Below are 15784 nucleotides of genomic sequence, written 5' to 3'. Positions count from 1 at the left end.
CCCGATCACCAACCCAGGCAGCGACCGCTCAGGCATGCCCCCCTTCCAGATACGCCGCCCGCACCTCCGGGCTCGCCAGCAGTTCGGCGCCGGTGCCGGCGAGCGTGATCTCGCCGTGCTGCAGCACGTAGCCGCGGTGCGCCACGCGCAGCGCCTGGTTGGCGTTCTGCTCCACCAGCAGGATGGTCATGCCGTGGTCGCGGTTCAGTTCCTTCACGATCTGGAAGATCTTGCGGATGTAGATCGGCGCGAGGCCCAGCGAGGGCTCGTCGAGCAGCAGCAGCTTGGGCCGGCTCATCAACGCGCGGCCGATCGCCAGCATCTGCTGCTCGCCGCCCGACAGCGTGCCGGCGCGCTGCGACTGGCGCTCCTGCAGGATGGGGAACATCGCGAACACGCGCGCGGTGTCGGCCGCGTAGTTGGCCGGGTCGGCGTGCGCGGTGCCCATCTGCAGGTTCTCGACCACCGTCATGCGCGGGAAGATGCGCCGGCCTTCGGGCACCAGCGCGATGCCGCGGCGGGCGATCTCGTGCGTGTGCACGCGGGTGATGTCCTCGCCGTCGAACACGATGCGCCCCGCGCTGGCCTTGGGGTTGCCGAACAGGCTCATCATCAGCGTCGACTTGCCGGCGCCGTTGGCACCGATCAGGGTGACGATCTCGCCCACCTGCACCTCGACGTCGATGCCGCGCAGCGCGTGGATGTGGCCGTAATGGGCGTGCACGCCCTCCATCTTGAGCATCATGCCGCGGCCCCTCCCGTCACTGCGTTCGCCTTTTCGTCTTCCTCCTCGTCCTCGCCCAGGTAGGCCTTGATCACCTGCGGGTCGTGCTGCACCTGTTCCGGCGTGCCTTCGGCGATCTTCCGCCCGTAGCTGATCACCCCGATGTGGTCGGACACGTTCATCACCACGCTCATGTCGTGCTCGATGAGCAGGATGGCGATGCCCAGCTCGCCGCACAGGTAGAGCAGCAGCTCGTTGAGTTCGGCCGATTCGCGCGGATTGAGGCCGGCGGCCGGCTCGTCCAGACACAGCAGCACCGGATCGACGCACAGCGCGCGCGCGATCTCGATGCGGCGCTGGATGCCGTAGGGCAGGTCGCCCGCGGCGTCATCCGCGAGGTGGGTGAGCTTCAGGCGCTCCAGCCACATCGCCGCGCGCTCGATCGCCTGCCGTTCCGCCTCGCGGTAGCCGGGCAATTTGAAGATGCCGGCGACGGAGAACTTCGACGCGCGCTGCAGCACGTTGTGCTGGGCGACGATCAGGTTCTCCAGCACTGTCATCTTCGGGAACAGGCGGATGTTCTGGAAGGTGCGCACCACCTGCGCGTCGCGTGCGACGAGATGGCTGGCCAGCGCCTCCAGGCGGATCTCGCCGCGCGTCGGGTGGGCCAGGCGCAAGGTGCCGGTGGTCGGCTTGTAGAAACCGGTGAGGCAGTTGAACAGCGTCGTCTTGCCCGCGCCATTGGGGCCGATGATGCCGGTGATCTTGCCCGCCGGCACTTCCAGCGACAGGTCGTCGATGGCGGTGAGGCCACCGAAGCGCATCGTCAGGTTGCGCACCGACAGCAGGGTGCCGCTCGCGTTCTTGCTCATCGTGCGCCCTCCTTGCCCGCCACGCCGAGGCGCAGCGTCGGTTCGCGATGGGCGAGCAGGCCGCCCGGTCTCCACACCATGATCAGCACCATCGCCAGGCCGAACAGCAGCATGCGGTATTCGGCGAAGTTGCGGCCGAACTCGGGGATCAGCACCAGCAGCGTCGCCGCCAGCACCACGCCCATCTGCGAGCCCATGCCACCCAGCACGACGATGGCGAGGACGATGGCCGACTCGGTGAACACGAAGCTCTCTGGCGAGATGAAGCCCTGGCGCGAGGCGAAGAACACGCCGGCGAAGCCGCCCAGCATGGCGCCGATGGCAAACGCCGACAGCTTGATGTTGGTGGTGTTCATGCCCATCGCCTGGCAGGCGATCTCGTCCTCGCGCAGCGCTTCCCAGGCGCGACCCACGGGCAACTTGCGCAGGCGCGACACGAACAGGTTGGTGAGCAGCGCCAGCACCAGGATCAGGTAGTACAGGAAGATCAGCCGGTGCATGGGCGAGAAATCCAGCCCGAAGAAGCCGGCGAAGGTCTGCTGGCCTTCCGGCGCGCTGCGGCTGAAATCCAGGCCGAAGAAGCTCGGCCGCGGGATCGAGCTGATGCCGTTCGGCCCGCCCGACAGCTCGGTCCAGTTCACCAGGATGATGCGGACGATTTCGCCGAAGCCGAGCGTGACGATCGCCAGATAGTCGCCGCGCAGGCGCAGGATGGGGTAGCCGAGCAGGATGCCGAAGCTCGCCGCGAGCGCGCCCGACACCGGCAGCGCCTCCCAGAAGCTCCAGCCGAACTGGGTCGACAGCAGCGCGTACGAGTAGGCGCCCACCGCATAGAAGGCCACGTAGCCCAGATCGAGCAGGCCGGCGAGGCCGACCACCACGTTCAGGCCCCAGCCCAGCATCACGTAGATCAGCACCGTGGTGGCAGTGTCGACCACGTAGCGGTTGTCGGAAAACATGATCGGCAGCGCGATGGAAGCGCCCAGCATCAGCCAGCCGAGCGTGCTCACCACCTTCTGTGTGCCACTTGCGCGCTGTGCGGCGCTCGTGGTGCTGGCGCGGTCGCGCTCCAGCTTGCGGTTGCGCGCCTGGTCGACCGCCCAGCGCAGCAGCAGGCGGCCGAAGAACACCGCCACCACCCCGGCGGCGAGCACGCCGAAGCGGGTCTCGATCGCCAGCCGGCCGCCCACGTCCACGGTGGTGAGGCCGACCAGCGGAATGCCCAGGATGAGGCCGACGAAAGCCACCCAGCTCGCGTCGCGCAGGCGCTCGGCGGGCGTCATCGCGTGACGCGCAAAGACGACGGCGCTCATCACACCTTCTCCACTTCAGGCCGGCCGAGCAGGCCGGAAGGCCGCAGCATCAGCACCAGGCACAGGATGCCGAATGTGGCCACGTCCTTGTATTCGGCCGACAGGTAGGCGGCCCAGAAGGATTCGATCAGTCCGATCAGCAATCCGCCCAGCATCGCCCCCGGCAGCGAGCCGATGCCGCCCAGCACCGCGGCGGTGAAGGCCTTGATGCCGGCGAGGAAGCCGATGAAGAAATCGACCACGCCGTAATACACCGTGACCATCACCCCGGCCACCGCGGCCAGCGCCGCGCCCAGCATGAAGGTGAGCGAGATCGTGCGGTCGACGTTCACCCCCAGCAGCGCCGCCATCGTGCGGTCCTGCTCGCAGGCGCGCTGCTGCCGGCCGAACGGCGTCTGGGTGATCATCCAGGTGAAGGCCGACATCAGCACCACGGTTGTGACGATGATCAGCACCTGGCTCCAGCCGATCTGCACGGTGAAGCCGGGCGTGCTCCACAGCTCGATGCCGCCCTGGATCACCGGCGGGATCGGCTTCACCCGCGCGCCCTGGGTGAGCTGTACGGTGTTCTGCAGCAGGATCGACATGCCGATCGCGGAAATGAGCGGTGCCAGCCGCGTCGAGCCGCGCAGCGGGCGGTAGGCGGTGCGCTCCACCGCCCAGCCGTAGGCCGAGGTGAAGAAGATCGACACGATCAGCACGAAGGTGAGCGCCAGCGGCACGGACGTCACGTCCGCGGCGGCCAGCAGCGTGAAGGCGGTGACCGCGATGAACGCACTCACCATGAAGATGTCGCCGTGGGCGAAGTTGATCATGCCGATGATGCCGTACACCATCGTGTAGCCGATGGCGATCAGGCCGTACATGGCGCCGAGCGTCAGCCCGTTGATCAGTTGTTGCAGTGCGTAGGCCACGATGTCTCCCGTGGTGGTCGGTCCGGCAAGGCGGGGGAACGGTGTAGGGCGGGCTTCAGCCCGCCATCGAACCCCGAACGTTCGCGGATGGCGGGCTGAAGCCCGCCCTACGATCCTAGCTGTAGGGCGGACTTCAGTCCGCCAACATTCCTTTACTTCGCGTAGTCGTACTTGCCGCCCTGCCAGCGATACACGACGAAGCCGGGCGCCTTCTGGTCGCCCTTGGCGTCGAAGGACAGCGTGCCGATCACCGTCTTGAAGTTGCCGCCGCGCAGCGCCTTCTCCAGGTCCTTGTACTTCGTGCTCTTGGCCGCGGTGGCGGCCTGGTCGAACAACTGCATCGCGGCATAGGCATAGAGCACGTAGCCTTCCGGCTCGACCTTGGCGGCGCGGAACTTCTCGACCACCGGCGCGGCATCCGGGTTCTTGCGTGGGTCGGGCGAGAACGTGAACATCACGTTGTCGGCGGCGGGGCCGGCGGCAGTCACCAGTTCGGAGTTGGTCATGGTGTCGCCGCCCATCACCGTGAGCTTGAGACCGGCCTGCTGCGCCTGGCGCAGGATCAGCGCGACTTCGGTGTGGTAGCCGCCATAGGCCAGCACTTCGACGCCGGCCTGCTTGAGCTTGGTGACGATGCCCGAGTAGTCCTTCTCGCCGGCGGTGATCGATTCGCGCAGGGTGGGCTTCATGCCCTTGGCCGTCATCGCCTTGGCGATCTCGTCGGCCAGCCCCTTGCCGTAGGCGCTCTTGTCGTCGACCACCGCGACCTTCTTGCCCTTGAAGTGTTCGGCGACGTAGCTCCCGGCCACCAGGCCCTGCTGGTCGTCGCGGCCCATGATGCGGAAGATGTTCTTCAGGCCGCGCTCGGTCACCTGCGGGTTGGTGGACACGGTGGCCATCGGGATGTCGGCTTCGGCATAGACGTCCGACGCCGGGATGGTCGAGCTCGAGCACCAGTGGCCGTGCATGAAGACGATGCCCTTGTTGACCATGGTGTTGGCGACCGACACCGCCTGCTTCGGATCGCAGGCGTCGTCGCCCACCTCCAGCTTCAGCTTCTGGCCGAGCACGCCGCCACGTGCGTTGATGTCGGCGACAGCCATCTCCGCGCCCTTGCGGATCTGGTCGCCGGCGGAGGCGTACTGGCCGGTCATCGGGCCAGCGATGGCGACGGCAACATCCGCCCAGGCCGCGCTCGAGAGGGTACCGAGGGCGAGGCAGGCGGTGGCAAGCAGGGTCTTCTTCATTCGGGTCTCCTGAATCGAGTCGTTATCGGGTGTTGCAGGTGGTGCATCGGGGTGTTGCGGGTGGTGCATCGTTTGCGGGCGTACCCGTCCGCGTAAGGTAAGCGAAAAAGCGCGTCGCGCAGTGCGTCAGGTCAAACCGGCCGCAGCTGCGCGCCTCATGCGCCCATCGCCATCAGGCTGGCGTTGCCGCCGGCGGCGGCGGTATTGATGCTGACGCTGCGCTCGTGCACCAGGCGGCCGTGGTCGTAGTCCGGCGCGGGGCGCAGCAGCGGCAGGATGGGGCCGGGGCGGGCCGCCAGACGCGCCTGCCAGGCGTCGGCCTCGGTGTCGCTGCCATCGACCAGCAGCGCGCCGAAATCGGCGTCGAACCAGCTTGCGCTCAGATCGATGCGGCTGCGGATGGCCTCGGGCAGCGAAGCCTGCACGCGGCGCGTCACCGCGCCGTCGTCGAACACGATGCGGTTGTCGCTGGCGAGCGCGGCCAGCAACTGATGCACGCAGCCTGCGGCCGTCGCCGCCACGCCGGCCACCCGGCCGCGCGGCACGAAGCGCAGGTTGTTGTCCTCGCCGGTGGGGCCGGGCAGCACCAGGCGCAGGCCGGCCAGCCGTCGTGCGCGGCAGGCGTCGGCGCGGTCGCGCAGCACAATGATCTCGTCGCCTTCGAGCAGCGCGCGGCCGTGGGTGTCCAGCCATTGCACCAGCTCATCGAACAGCGGCAGCTCGCTGTCGTGCTCCACCCGCAGCGCGCCGTCCTGCAACTGCGCGCCGGGGCTGCGCTGCACCAGCCGGTGCAGGTAGAGCGGGCCGCCGGCCTTGGGGCCGGTGCCCGACAGGCCCTCGCCGCCGAAAGGCTGCACGCCCACCACTGCGCCGATGATGTTGCGATTCACGTAAAGGTTGCCGACGTGGGCCTGGCTGCGGATCTGCTCCATCGTCTCGTCGATGCGGGTATGTACGCCCATCGTCAGGCCGTAGCCGCTGGCGTTGATGGTGTCGACCAGCGCGGGCAGCTCGCCCGCGGCAAAGCGCAGCACGTGCAGGATCGGGCCGAACTGCTCGCGGCCGAGTTCGGCCATGCTGCCGATCTCGATGATGGTCGGCGCGACGAAGGTGCCCGTTGCGCAGCCCGCGGGCAGTGGCAGTCGGGTGACGCGTGCGCCCTTCGCCTGCATCGCGGAAACGTGGGCCTCGAGGCCGCGCTGCGCGTCGGCGTCGATCACCGGGCCGATGTCGATGCGCACGTCCGCCGGGTTGCCGACGCGCAGCTCGTCGAGCGCGCCGCGCAGCATCGCCAGCGTGTGGTCGGCGATGTCCTGCTGCAGGCACAGCACGCGCAGCGCCGAGCAGCGCTGGCCGGCGGAATCGAAGGCCGAAGCGACGACGTCAGCCACCACCTGCTCGGGCAGCGCGGTGGAGTCGACGATCATCGCGTTCTGGCCACCGGTCTCGGCGATCAGCGGGACATTGCCGCCGCGCTGCGCCAGCGTGCGGTTGATGAGGCCGGCGACCTCGGTGGAGCCGGTGAACATCACGCCGCGCACGCGCGCATCCGCCACCAGCGCGGCACCCACCGTCTCGCCGCGGCCCGGCAGCAGTTGCAGCACGTCGGCCGGGATGCCGGCCCGGTGCAGCAGCGCCACCGCGCGCGCGGCGATCAGCGGCGTCTGCTCGGCGGGCTTGGCCAGCACCGGGTTGCCGGCCGCCAGCGCCGCCGCCACCTGGCCGCTGAAGATCGCCAGCGGGAAGTTCCACGGGCTGATGCACAGCACCGGGCCCAGCGCCGGATGGCTGGCCGGATCGAAGTCGCGCACCTGCGCGGCGTAGTAACGCAGGAAGTCCACCGCCTCACGCAGTTCCGCCACCGCGTTGGACCACGACTTGCCGGCTTCGCGGATCGCCAGCGCCAGCAGCGTGTCGGCATCGCCTTCGAAGAGATCGGCGGCGCGCTCGAGCATCTCGGCGCGCTGGCTGGCCGGGCGCATCGCCCAGCCGCGGGCTGAAGCGGCGGCCGCGGCGCAGGCCGCGTCCACTGCGGCGGTGTCGGCTTCCATGACGCTGCCGACCTCCTCGCTGCGATCGGCGGGGTTGGTCACCGGCAGCGCTTCGCCGCCGGTCACGACCGCCGCCGCCAGCATCGGTGCCGCGGCGAAGGCGGTGGCGCGGCTGGCGGCCAGCGCGGCGGCGATGCGCGCGCGCACCGGCTCGCTGGCGAGGTCGTGACCGGCGGAGTTCCGCCGAGCGCCGAGAATGCCGGATGGCAGCGGGATCCTGGGATGCGGCGCCCCGGCGAGCAGGGCCGCCTGCTCGACCGGGTCGGCAATCAGCTCCTCGACCGGCACGTTCTCGTCGACGATGCGATTCACGAAGCTGGTGTTGGCACCGTTCTCCAGCAGCCGGCGCACCAGGTAGGCCAGTAGCGTCTCGTGGCTGCCCACCGGCGCGTAGATTCGCACCAGGCGCTTGGTGGCGGGGTCGCCGACGATCTGATCGTAGAGCGGCTCGCCCATGCCGTGCAGGCACTGGAATTCGTAGTCGCCGGCCTGCCAGCCGCCGTCGGGCGTGCTGTCGGCGCCAAGCTGGAAGATGGCTGCCAGCGTGTGCGCATTGTGCGTGGCGAACTGCGGGTAGATCAGCTCGCGCGCGGCGAGCAGCTTCTTCGCACAGGCGAGGTAGGACACATCCGTGTACACCTTGCGCGTATACACCGGGTAGCCCGCCAGGCCGTCGAGCTGGGCGCGCTTGATCTCGGCATCCCAGTAGGCGCCCTTCACCAGGCGGATCATCATGCGCCGGCCGCTGCGTTGCGCGAGTTCGATGATGAAATCGAGCACGCAAGGTGCGCGCTTCTGGTAGGCCTGCACCACGAAGCCCAGGCCCGTCCAATCGCCGAGGGCCGGATCGTGTGCCAGCGCCTCCAGCAGGTCGAGCGAGATGTCGAGGCGGTCGGCCTCCTCGGCGTCGATGTTGAGGCCGATGTCGTAGCTCTTTGCCTGCACGCACAGCGCCTTCAGCCTCGGCAGCAGCTCTGCGAACACGCGCTCGCGCTGCGCCCAGGTGTAGCGCGGATGCAGGGCGGAGAGCTTCACCGAGATGCCGTTGCCGTCGACCACGCCGCGCCCGGCGGACGCCTTGCCGATGGCGTGGATCGCGCTCTCGTAGTCGTGGAAGTAGCGCTCGGCATCGGCGGCGGTCATCGCCGCCTCGCCCAGCATGTCGAAGGAGTAGCGGTAGCCTCGCTGCTCGTGGGCGCGGCCGCGCTCGAGCGCCTCGTCGATGGTGCGGCCGGTGACGAACTGCTCGCCCAGCATGCGCATCGCCAGGTCCATGCCCTTGCGGATGAGCGGCTCGCCCCCGCGCGCCACCAGCCGCGTGAGCGCCGAGCCCAGCCCTTCGGCGCTGCTGGTCGACACCAGCCGGCCGGTGATCAGCAGGCCCCAGGTCGCGGCATTGACGAACAGCGACGGGCTGTTGCCGATATGCGAGCGCCAGTCGCCGTCGGCAAGCTTGTCGCGGATCAGGCGGTCGGCGGTGGCCTTGTCGGGCACGCGCAGCAGCGCCTCGGCGAGGCACATCAGCGCCACGCCCTCCTGGCTGGACAGCGAGAATTCCTTCATCAGCGCGTCGACCCCGCTGGAGCGGGCGCGCGTGGCGCGCAGGCCCACGACCAGCTTGCGCGCCATGTCGCGCGCCTTCGCCTGCAGCCGTTCGTCCAGGCGCGCCGCCTCCACCAGGTGCGGCACGCATTCCGGTTCGGGCGTGCGCCAGGCGGCATCGATGCGCTGGCGCAGCGGACTGCGCGGGCTGTCGGGCAGGGCGGCGGCGGAAAGGCTGTTGTTCATGGTGCGGCTCCGTTGCATGCCCGAGGCAGGGGCACGACAGGGTTCGGACGGGCGGGCGGCAGGCTCGCTATGTGCCGGATCCCGGAGCGGAATTCTTCTCCAACAAGTGCAGTTAATGGCGCCAAAATTGCCATTTATACAGACATAATTCCTGAAATTACCTCGAGGCACAGGCGGAAAGCCTGCTGCAGTGCAATGGACCGGATCGATCTGAAAATTCTGGGCGAGCTTCAGGACGACGCACGGCTGTCGGTGGTCGAACTGTCACAACGCGTCGGTCTCACCAAGACGCCGTGCGCCGAGCGCATGCGGCGGCTGGAGAAGGACGGCGTGATCCGCGGCTACCACGCGGATCTGGACCCGAAGGCAGTGGGCGTCGACCACCTGGTGGTGGTGCAGGTGTTGCTGTCGAGCACCTCGGCGCAGGATCTGAGCCGCTTCAACGACGCCGTGAGGCGCATTCCGGAGGTCGAATCCTGCCTGATGATCGCCGGGGATTTCGACTATCTGCTGAAGGTGCGCACGCGCGACATCGCTGAGTATCGGCGCGTGATGGGCGACCGCATCTCGGCGCTGCCCTGCGTGCGCCAGACGCACACCTACGTGGTGATGGAAGTGGTCAAGGACGAGCGCAAGCTGCCGCTGCCCCGGTCATGAGCGGCCCGCAATAAGACGAGAGTGGCCCAGGAAGAGACGCCGACGTGGCCGCGCAAACGCTCTGGCGCGCCCGCAGACGCGAAGGCGCAACAGGCCTTTGGTGTAATATTCCAACCAATCCTTCTTGCCATCGCCGGTTCGCGTCGATGGCGTTTCCCCGGGAAAAGACATGGTCCCTCACCTCACCACCGCGCTCACCGGCCCGCTGCTGGAGCTGGAAAAGCAGTTTCTCGACAATGCCTCCGACATCGAAAAGTGGTTCCGCACGCAATGGCAGGACCACACGCCGCCGTTCTATGGTTCCACCGACCTGCGCAACTCCGGCTTCAAGCTCGCACCGGTCGACTTGAACCTGTTCCCGGGCGGCTTCAACAACCTCAACGACGCCTTCATGCCGCTTTGCGTGCAGGCGGCGCAGGCGGCGATCGAGCGCATCTGCCCCGACGCCAGCAAGCTGCTGCTGGTGCCGGAGAACCACACCCGCAACCAGTTCTACCTGCAGAACGTCGCCAAGCTGGTGTCCATCCTGCGCCTGACCGGGCTGGACGTGCGCATCGGCAGCCTGCTGCCCGACATCACCGAGCCCACCGTGCTGGAACTGGCGAACGGTGCCACGCTGACGCTGGAGCCGCTCAAGCGCAGCGGCAGCCGCCTCGGCCTGGAAGGCTTCGATCCTTGCGCGGTGCTGCTGAACAATGACCTGTCGGGCGGCATCCCCTCGCTGCTGCAGGGCCTGGACGAGCAATGGTTGATCCCGCCGCTGCATGCGGGCTGGCATTCGCGGCGCAAGTCGAAGCACGCTGAGTGCTACGACCGCGTGGTGCGCGATTTTGCCGGCGCCATCGGCATCGACCCGTGGCGCATCAATCCTGAATTCGGCGTGTGCAAGCAGATCAACTTCCAGGAGCGCACCGGCGAGGAGGCCCTGGCGGCCGAAGTCGATAAGCTGCTCACCCGCATCCGCGCCAAGTACGCCGAATATGGCGTCACCGACACACCCTTCGTGGTGGTGAAGGCGGATGCCGGCACCTACGGCATGGGCGTGATGACGGTGAAGGACGCTTCCGAGGTGATCGGCCTCAACCGTCGCCAGCGCAACAAGATGGCGGTCGTGAAGGAAGGCCTGCAGGTGCAGGAGGTCATCATCCAGGAAGGCGTGCACACCTTCGAGACGGTGGAGGATGGCGTCGCCGAGCCGGTCGTCTACATGATGGACCACTACGTGGTGGGCGGCTTCTACCGGGTGCACACCGAGCGCGGCCGCGACGAGAACCTCAATGCGCCCGGCATGCACTTCAAGCCGCTCGCCTTCGACGCCTGCTGCACGCTGCCCGACAGCGCCCAGGGGCCGGATGCGGCGCCGAACAGGTTCTATGCATATGGCGTGGTGGCGCGCCTGGCGCTGCTCGCCGCCTCGGTCGAGATCGAGGAAACCGCGCCGGCAGATGCCCTCGCCTGACATGCACGCGTAGGAGCGGGCTCGACCGCGACCGAACGCCGCTGATCGCGGTCAAGCCCGCTCCTACGCAGGATTTCCGAACCCCGAATCCCGAACCCCGAACCCTTTGCGCGCCTCGACCATGACCCGTCCCCTCAAGCTCGCCTTCATCCTCGACCCGCTCGACGCGCTGAAGGCCTACAAGGATTCGAGCATCGCCATGATGCGCGCCGCCGCCGCCCGCGGCCACGCGGTGTGGACGATGCAGCGCAGCGCGCTCACCTGGCGCGACGGCGCGGTCATCGCGCGCGCATTGCCGATCCGCCCGCTGGCCGATGACGAGCGCTGGTACGAGACGCTGGGCGACGAGCAGCCGATGTCGCTCGCCGACTTCGACGCCGTGCTGATGCGCCAGGACCCGCCCTTCGATTTCGAATACGTCACCGCCACCTGGCTGCTGGAAGACGCGATGCAGGCCGGCGCCCGGGTATTCAACAACCCGCGCGCGATCCGCGACCACTCCGAGAAGCTGGCGATCACCGAATTCCCGCAGTTCATGGCCACCTCGCTGGTGGCGCGCGACGCGGTGGATATCCAGGCCTTCATCGACGAGCTCGGCGACGTCATCCTGAAGCCGCTCGACGGCATGGGCGGCAGCCAGATCTTCCGCGTGCGCCGTGACGACCCCAACCGCAACGTCATCATCGAGACGCTCACCCAGGAAGGCCGGCGCACGATCATGGCGCAGCGCTACCTGCCGCAGATTTCCGAGGGCGACAAGCGCGTGCTGATCGTCGGCGGCGAAGTGGTGCCTTTCTCGCTGGCACGCATCCCGCAGGCCGGCGAGACGCGCGGCAACCTCGCCGCCGGAGGCCGTGGCGTGGCCATGCCGCTCACCGCGCGCGAGCGCGAGATCGCCGAATACCTCGCGCCGATCCTTTGGGCGCGCGGCCTGCTCATCGTCGGGCTGGACGTGATCGGCGGCCACCTCACCGAGATCAACGTCACCAGCCCCACCTGCATGGTCGAGATCGCCCAGCAGCAGGGCTTCGACGTCGCCGGGCTGGTGATCACCAAGCTCGAGCAGGCCTGCGGCCTCTGATGCGGGGCGCGAGCGCCGCCGGCCGGGTTGCCGGCCTCCTGCTGCTCTGCCTGGCAATGCTGTTGGTGGGATGCTCGCGTCCGCAGGTCTTCCATCGCGAATCCTACGTCTTCGGCACCCAGGTCTCGGTCGCGGTGTACGGCGAGGATGAAGCGCAGGCCGATGCCGCCATCGGCGCGGTGCTGCGCGAGTTCGATCGCCTGCATCGCGCCTACCACGCGTGGGAACCGTCCGAGCTCACCGCGCTGAATGCCGCCATCGCCCGCGGCGAGACCGCCACCGTGTCCGACGAGCTCGCGGCGATGCTGAAGGATGCACAGCGCATCGCCGCCGCCGGCGACGAGCTGTTCGACCCGGCGCTGGGCAAGCTCATCGAGCTGTGGGGCTTCCACACCGACACCTTCGTGCCGCGCCTGCCCGACCCGGCCAAGGTGCAGGCGCTGATCGCCGCGAGGCCACGCATGTCCGATCTGGTCATCGACGGCAACCGCGTCTCCAGCCGCAATCCGGCGGTGCAGCTCGACCTCGGCGGCTACGCGAAAGGCTATGCGCTCGACCGCGCGGCGAGCATCCTGCGCGCGCAGGGCGTGGCCAACGCGCTGATCAACATCAGCGGCAACCTCATGGCGCTCGGCACCAAGGGCGGCCAGCCCTGGCGCATCGGCATCCAGGACCCGCGCCCCGGCCAGCCGCCGATTGCCACGCTGCCGCTGTACGACGGCGAGGCCATCGGCACCTCGGGCGACTACCAGCGCTTCTTCGAACTGGCGGGCCGTCGCTATTCCCACTTGCTCGACCCGCGCACCGGCGAACCCGCGCACGGCACGCACTCGCTCACCGTGCTGGTCACGCCGGCAAGCATCACCGGCGCCATGGCGCTGGAATCGGTCGGCACGCTGTCGGACGCCGCCAGCAAGCCCGCCTTCATCGCCGGCGACCACTGGCGCGCGATGACCCGCCGCTTCAACATCGACCACGCGCTGCGCGTGGCGGAGGACGGCCGCGTCGAAGTGACGCAGGCGCTGCGCGCGCGGCTGCAGTTCAGCGATGACATCAAGCCCGTCGTCGTTGACTGAGGCGTACCGGGCGTGACAGCGCCGCCGTGGGTGAGTGGGGAAGCGTCGGATATTGTGGGCACTGACTTATCGCGGATTTGGGTCGATAATTTCCGAACGAAAACCATCACCGTCATTATCGATATGGCCAGTCGGCTGATGTTCGACCACGACGCGCTCGCCGGATTCTGTCGTCAGAACCACATTCGGCGTCTCGCACTGTTTGGCTCGCGATTGAAGGGCAGCGCGCGCCCTGATAGTGACGTCGACCTCCTGGTGGAGTTCGAGCAGGGGCACACGCCGGGCCTGCTGGGGATTTCGGCGCTCGAAATAGAGCTCTCCGGGATGATGGGGCACAAGGTAGACCTACGGACGGCGGCTGAGCTGTCGCGCCACTTCAGGGACGAAGTCATTCGCAGCGCCGAGATCCAGTATGCAGGCTGAGGATCGGGTCCGGCTGCTGCACATGGTGGACGCCTGCCAGAGCGTGCAGGCGTTCGTATCCGGCTGTGATCGATCCGCCCTCGATTCCGACCAGATGCGCCTGTTCGCCTTGGTGCGTGCAATCGAGATCATTGGCGAGGCAGCAAGCAAGGTTACGGCGGAAACACGGGATGCCTGTCGATCAATTCCTTGGGTGGCGCTGACGGGGATGCGTAATCGTTTGATCCACGCCTATTTCGACGTCGACAAGGACATCCTCTGGATTGCTGCGACCGTCGAGGTGCCTGCTCTCCTGACTCGGTTGAGGGCGATCATTGCCGGCGACGACTGACGCCTGGTGATGCGCTGCTTCAATGTCGAGCAAGTGCTGCGCGCACGGCTGCATGTCATCGGCGATGTGAAGCCGATCGTCGCGTGAAGCGGGTCGGGCGAGGGCGCATCGTGCATTGCCAACGCACTGGCGAACGGACTAGACTTGTACCGCTTGTTGTTCAATTCAGGGTGTGTTCGCCATGCGTGTCGTGAATTTCTCCGAGGTCAGAAACAGTCTCAAGGGTGTGATCGATCAGGTCATTGACGATGCCGACTACACGGTCATCGCCCGTCGCGACGCGCCCGATGCGGTGCTGATGTCGCTGGACACGTTCAACAGCCTGATGGAAACGGTGCATCTGCTGAGGTCTCCCGCCAACGCGGCGCATCTGGCGCGCTCCATCGCGCAATTCCAGCAGGGCAAGACCATCGAGCAGGGCCTCGACGATGCCGGCTGAGGGCCGACTGCTTCGACTGACCTGGACACTGGCGGCCTGGGAAGATTACGAATACTGGCAAACTCAGGATCGCAAGACCCTGAAGCGCATCAGTGCCCTGATCAAGGACTGCCTGCGTCATCCTTTCGACGGGGTCGGCAAGCCGGAACCGCTGAAGGAAAACCTCTCCGGCTTCTGGTCCCGCCGAATCGACGACACCCATCGGCTTGTGTACACCGTCGATGACAGCGCCTTGGTAATCATTGCCTGCCGTTACCATTACCACTGATCCGGCGTCGCACCCCCCCGCTCCCTTGCTCCCTGGCTATACTCTCTGCATAGTCAAAACACATGAGGTCGAGATGCAGCCGAAAACGGTCGTCAGAGTCGAGGCGGAGGAGCCGGCAAAGCGTCTTGCCGTACTGATCGATGCCGACAACGCCCAGGCGGGCGTGATCGAAGGCCTGCTCGAAGAAATCGCCCGCTTCGGTGAAGCGACCGTCAAACGGATCTACGGCGATTTCACGTCACCGAACAGCGCATCGTGGAAAAAGGTGCTGAATCGCCATTCGATCAAGCCTGTCCAGCAATTCGCCTACACGACGGGGAAGAACGCGACCGACAGCACCATGATCATCGATGCCATGGATCTGCTCTACACGCGCCGATTCGATGGCTTTTGCCTCGTCACCAGCGACAGCGACTTCACCGGCCTGGCCGTGCGACTGCGGGAAGAAGGCCTTGTCGTGTACGGCTTCGGCGAGCAGAAGACCCCCGAGGCATTCCGCAACGCGTGCCACAAGTTCATCTTCACCGAAGTGCTCCGCAAGCCCGTTGCCGCCGTCGACCCCGCCGCGCAACCGAATGCGCCTTCATTGCCTGTCGAAGTGCCCGGGAGTGCCACGGGCTCGCAGGCGGATATCCAGCGCCCATCATTTCCCAAAGATTTCCTGATGGAAGCGCTCGAAAAGTCCGCCGATGACTCGGGTTGGGCTCATCTGGGCACGTTCGGCAGCTACCTTCAGAAGATCCAGCCTGATTTCGACTCGAGACTCTACGGATTCAAGAAGCTTTCGGATCTGGTGCGTGGTCGCAGTGACTTGTTCGTGCACGAAGAACGAACGGCGCCTGGCGGCACGAGCAAGATCCTCTACATTCGGGCCAAGCAGAAGCCCTAGCGATCGGAAAGAGCCTGCGCACGGGAGAGGTGCGCAGCTTGTGATCGGCCAATTCGTTCGCACAGGGGACCTTGAGCTAACGCGGGAGGGAACGTCAGGTTCACAAACCCGCGAACGTGAACTGCCGACCCCTATGCATAGCTCTCAACTATGCGTAGGGGCACCCCCCAGCATGGCTGTTCGCTCGGTCGACGGCCGCACTGGGGCGTGGTGTGCTCTGCATAGTTACAGGGTCTGCAAGAACCTCATCAG

Annotated in this window: 15 protein-coding genes; 9 read left to right on the top strand and 6 right to left on the bottom strand. The window is 67.1% G+C overall.

Features of this window, described 5'->3' with window-relative positions; all coding sequences use genetic code 11:
* Window positions 1-28 precede the first annotated feature (28 nt).
* The 6 genes from GH664_RS19235 to putA form a co-directional block, all read right to left on the bottom strand.
* A complete protein-coding gene (locus GH664_RS19235; protein ID WP_153169748.1) occupies window positions 29-742 on the bottom strand; it encodes an ABC transporter ATP-binding protein in 714 nt (237 codons plus the stop codon).
* Complete coding sequence (locus GH664_RS19230; protein ID WP_153169686.1) at window positions 742-1596, bottom strand: ABC transporter ATP-binding protein; 855 nt, start codon at window positions 1594-1596, stop codon at window positions 742-744. The genes GH664_RS19235 and GH664_RS19230 overlap by 1 nt, the downstream gene beginning before the upstream one ends.
* On the bottom strand, window positions 1593-2909 hold the full coding sequence (gene livM / locus GH664_RS19225) for a high-affinity branched-chain amino acid ABC transporter permease LivM (RefSeq protein ID WP_153169685.1): 1317 nt from the start codon (window positions 2907-2909) through the stop codon (window positions 1593-1595). The genes GH664_RS19230 and livM overlap by 4 nt, the downstream gene beginning before the upstream one ends.
* Entirely contained in the window at window positions 2909-3823 is a 915-nt protein-coding gene (locus GH664_RS19220; protein WP_153169684.1) for a branched-chain amino acid ABC transporter permease LivH, read from the bottom strand. Before GH664_RS19220 ends, livM begins: the two co-directional genes overlap by 1 nt.
* A 152-nt stretch (window positions 3824-3975) precedes the next feature.
* Window positions 3976-5070, bottom strand: coding sequence for a branched-chain amino acid ABC transporter substrate-binding protein (locus GH664_RS19215; RefSeq protein ID WP_153169683.1), 1095 nt, complete (start codon window positions 5068-5070; stop codon window positions 3976-3978).
* A gap of 155 nt (window positions 5071-5225) precedes the next feature.
* The gene (gene putA, locus GH664_RS19210) at window positions 5226-8909 is read right to left on the bottom strand and encodes a trifunctional transcriptional regulator/proline dehydrogenase/L-glutamate gamma-semialdehyde dehydrogenase (protein ID WP_228111626.1); all 3684 of its coding nucleotides are present in this window, start codon (window positions 8907-8909) and stop codon (window positions 5226-5228) included.
* A gap of 195 nt (window positions 8910-9104) precedes the next feature.
* On the opposite strand from putA, the gene GH664_RS19205 reads away from it, so the two are divergent.
* From GH664_RS19205 to GH664_RS19165, 9 genes are all read left to right on the top strand, one after another.
* The gene (locus tag GH664_RS19205; protein ID WP_153169681.1) at window positions 9105-9566 is read left to right on the top strand and encodes an Lrp/AsnC family transcriptional regulator; all 462 of its coding nucleotides are present in this window, start codon (window positions 9105-9107) and stop codon (window positions 9564-9566) included.
* Between the two features lie 169 nt (window positions 9567-9735).
* On the top strand, window positions 9736-11025 hold the full coding sequence (gene gshA / locus GH664_RS19200) for a glutamate--cysteine ligase (RefSeq protein WP_153169680.1): 1290 nt from the start codon (window positions 9736-9738) through the stop codon (window positions 11023-11025).
* 121 nt (window positions 11026-11146) lie between these two features.
* Window positions 11147-12106, top strand: a complete 960-nt coding sequence (gene gshB, locus GH664_RS19195; RefSeq protein ID WP_153169679.1) for a glutathione synthase — start codon at window positions 11147-11149, stop codon at window positions 12104-12106.
* Window positions 12106-13182 carry an FAD:protein FMN transferase gene (locus GH664_RS19190; protein ID WP_153169678.1) on the top strand — a complete coding sequence of 359 codons (1077 nt, stop codon included), beginning with the start codon at window positions 12106-12108 and terminating at the stop codon, window positions 13180-13182. Before gshB ends, GH664_RS19190 begins: the two co-directional genes overlap by 1 nt.
* A gap of 12 nt (window positions 13183-13194) precedes the next feature.
* Window positions 13195-13605, top strand: a complete 411-nt coding sequence (locus GH664_RS19185; protein WP_228111625.1) for a nucleotidyltransferase family protein — start codon at window positions 13195-13197, stop codon at window positions 13603-13605.
* Window positions 13595-13936, top strand: a complete 342-nt coding sequence (locus tag GH664_RS19180) for a DUF86 domain-containing protein (RefSeq protein WP_153169677.1) — start codon at window positions 13595-13597, stop codon at window positions 13934-13936. Before GH664_RS19185 ends, GH664_RS19180 begins: the two co-directional genes overlap by 11 nt.
* Before the next feature lie 181 nt (window positions 13937-14117).
* Window positions 14118-14375 (top strand): type II toxin-antitoxin system Phd/YefM family antitoxin, encoded by a 258-nt coding sequence (locus GH664_RS19175; RefSeq protein ID WP_153169676.1) that lies wholly within the window; start codon window positions 14118-14120, stop codon window positions 14373-14375.
* On the top strand, window positions 14365-14643 hold the full coding sequence (locus GH664_RS19170) for a Txe/YoeB family addiction module toxin (protein ID WP_153169675.1): 279 nt from the start codon (window positions 14365-14367) through the stop codon (window positions 14641-14643). The genes GH664_RS19175 and GH664_RS19170 overlap by 11 nt, the downstream gene beginning before the upstream one ends.
* 73 nt (window positions 14644-14716) lie before the next feature.
* Complete coding sequence (locus GH664_RS19165) at window positions 14717-15532, top strand: NYN domain-containing protein (protein WP_153169674.1); 816 nt, start codon at window positions 14717-14719, stop codon at window positions 15530-15532.
* The last annotated feature ends 252 nt before the right edge of the window (window positions 15533-15784 follow it).

The sequence above is a fragment of the Thauera sp. 2A1 genome, from assembly GCF_009469595.2.
In the GTDB taxonomy this organism is placed as follows: domain Bacteria; phylum Pseudomonadota; class Gammaproteobacteria; order Burkholderiales; family Rhodocyclaceae; genus Thauera.
This window is presented reverse-complemented; position numbering and strand designations above follow the sequence as displayed.